Annotated in this window: 2 rRNA genes; both read left to right on the plus strand. The window is 50.8% G+C overall.

Annotated elements, in window-relative coordinates:
• Window positions 1–71 precede the first annotated feature (71 nt).
• Window positions 72–2895: ribosomal RNA gene (locus LZG94_RS26295) — 23S ribosomal RNA — on the plus strand.
• A 157-nt stretch (window positions 2896–3052) separates the two neighbouring features.
• Window positions 3053–3164, plus strand: a 5S ribosomal RNA gene (gene rrf / locus LZG94_RS26300).
• Window positions 3165–3190 lie beyond the last annotated feature (26 nt).

Here is a 3190-nt window from a genome sequence, read left to right on the forward strand (position 1 = left end):
ACATTACCAAGGAAGCTTGGTAACGAGTTCATTGACATATTGAGAAGTAGAAGAGCAAAGAAATAGAAGTCGCGCAAGCGAATTAAGGGCGCATGGGGGATACCTAGGCTCTCAGAGGCGATGAAGGACGTGATAAGCTGCGAAAAGCTTCGGGGATTGGCACATACAAATTGATCCGAAGATATCCGAATGGGGCAACCCAGTGTAGTGAAGCTACATTACCCTACGGGGGGCAAACGCGGGGAACTGAAACATCTAAGTACCCGCAGGAGAAGAAAACAATAGTGATTCCGCAAGTAGTGGCGAGCGAACGCGGAACAGCCCAAACCAGCCTGGTTACGGCCAGACTGGGGTTGTAGGACTCACCAAGTGGATAAATAGCGAACTGGAATGGTCTGGGAAGGCCAGTCGTAGAGGGTGAGAACCCCGTACAGGCAGTAATTTTATCTGAGTGAGTATCCTGAGTAAGTGGGGACCGGTGGAATCCCCTCTGAATCCGGCGGCACCATCCGCCAAGGCTAAATACTCCTGAGAGACCGATAGTGAACTAGTACCGTGAGGGAAAGGTGAAAAGTACCGCGAGCAGCGGGGTGAAATAGAACTTGAAACCATGCGCTTACAAGCGGTCGGAGCCTATAATGGGTGACGGCGTGCCTTTTGCATAATGAGCCTACGAGTTACGGTTACTGGCAAGGTTAATGTATTTGAATACAGGAGCCGAAGCGAAAGCGAGTCTGAATAGGGCGATTAGTCAGTGGCTGTAGACGCGAAACTTTGTGATCTACCCATGATCAGGTTGAAGCGCTGGTAACACATCGTGGAGGACCGAACCGGTAAACGTTGAAAAGTTTTCGGATGAATTGTGGGTAGGGGTGAAAGGCCAATCAAACTGAGAAATAGCTCGTACTCCCCGAAATGTTTTTAGGAACAGCGTCGTGGTTGAGTCATGTTCAGGTAGAGCTACTGATAGGGCTAGGGGGAGTCAAATCCTACCAAACTCTGACAAACTCCGAATGGGGCATGATATACACGGCAGTGAGGGCTGGGGTGCTAAGGTCCCAGTCCGAGAGGGGAACAACCCAGAGCATCAGCTAAGGTCCCAAAATATATGCTAAGTTGAACTAAGGGGGTCCGACTGCAGAGACAGCCAGGATGTTAGCTTGGAAGCAGCTATACATTTAAAGAGTGCGTAACAGCTCACTGGTCGAGCGGGGCGGGCATCGATAATAAACGGGCATCAAGCATATTACCGAAGCTATGCGATTGTATTTATACATATCGGTAGGGGAGCATTCTCACAGGGGTGAAGGTGCAGCGTGAGCTGTGCTGGACTGGTGAGAAAAGCAAATGTAGGCATAAGTAACGATAATGCGGATGAGAAATCCGCACACCGAAAGACTAAGGATTCCTCCGCTATGCTAATCAACGGAGGGTTAGGCGGGGCCTAAGGAATAGCCGACAGGCGATCTCCGATGGACAGCAGGTTAATATTCCTGCCCCTGCATGCAGTGTGAAGAAGTGACGGAGTATTGTGGTCTGTACGTACTGACGGAATAGTGCGTTGAGCAGAGCCTACGGGCGAAGCGAACAGACGAAAACGCTTCCAAGAAAAGCTTTTGAAACACCAGCTGTATGCAGCCCGTACCGTAAACCGACACAGGTAGTCGAGAAGAATATTCTAAGGTGCTCGAGTGAATCACGGCTAAGGAACTCGGCAAATTAACCCTGTAACTTCGGGAGAAGGGGAGCCTCCTCTGCAAAGAGAGGCCGCAGAGAAATGGCCCAGGCGACTGTTTAGCAAAAACACAGGGCTCTGCCAAAACGAAAGTTGACGTATAGGGCCTGACACCTGCCCGGTGCTGGAAGGTTAAGAGGGGATGTCATCGCAAGAGAAGCATTGAATCGAAGCCCCAGTAAACGGCGGCCGTAACTATAACGGTCCTAAGGTAGCGAAATTCCTTGTCGGGTAAGTTCCGACCTGCACGAATGGTGTAACGATCTGGGCACTGTCTCGGCCGTGAGCTCGGTGAAATTGTAGTAGCGGTGAAGATGCCGCTTACCCGCCACGGGACGGAAAGACCCCGTGCACCTTTACTATAGCTTTGCATTGTTTTCGGGTCAGGGATGTGTAGGATAGGTGGGAGGCTGTGAAGTGGTGTCGCCAGGCATCATGGAGCCAACGTTGAAATACCACCCTTCGCTGGCCTGGGATCTAACTTGACTAAGTCAAGGACCGTGCATGGTGGGTAGTTTGACTGGGGTGGTCGCCTCCAAAAGTGTAACGGAGGCTTCCAAAGGTCTGCTCAACACGCTTGGTAACCGTGTGTGGAGTGCAATAGTACAAGCAGGCTTGACTGCGAGACCGACGGGTCGAGCAGGTGGGAAACCAGGGTATAGTGATCCGGTGGTTCTGTATGGAAGGGCCATCGCTCAAAGGATAAAAGGTACGCCGGGGATAACAGGCTGATCTCCCCCAAGAGCTCACATCGACGGGGAGGTTTGGCACCTCGATGTCGGCTCGTCACATCCTGGGGCTGGAGAAGGTCCCAAGGGTTCGGCTGTTCGCCGATTAAAGTGGCACGCGAGCTGGGTTCAGAACGTCGTGAGACAGTTCGGTCCCTATCTGTGGTGGGCGTAGGAAGATTGACGGGGGCTGCCTTTAGTACGAGAGGACCGAGGTGGACCCACCGCTGGTGAACCGGTTGTCACGCCAGTGGCATGGCCGGGTAGCTATGTGGGGAATAGATAAGCGCTGAAAGCATCTAAGTGCGAAACTAGCCCGAAGATGAATCTTCCACATAAGGGTCGTTGTAGACTACGACGTTGATAGGCTGCAAGTATACGTGTAGAAATACATTCAGCTGAGCAGTACTAATTACCCAACAGCTTGCACATTTAAATCTTCTTTCCTAGCTCTTCTACTTCCAATATGACTTTGATTACTCAAAGAAACTGTTGATAAATCAACAAAGATCTTGTTGGTGACTATTGGTTGGGCTGCGGTCGCATTCGACTTCAAATCTTCCCTTAGCACAAATCAACAAAAAAGCTTGTTGGTGACTATTGGCCTGGTGTTCACCTCTTCCCATCCCGAACAGAGAAGTTAAGCCCAGAACCGCCGATGATACTTGGGTCAAACCTGGTAAAGTAGGTAGTCGCCACAATACCATTCATAAGACCATCCCCAAAA

The organism is Dyadobacter sp. CY343, assembly GCF_021390335.1.
Classification (GTDB): domain Bacteria; phylum Bacteroidota; class Bacteroidia; order Cytophagales; family Spirosomataceae; genus Dyadobacter.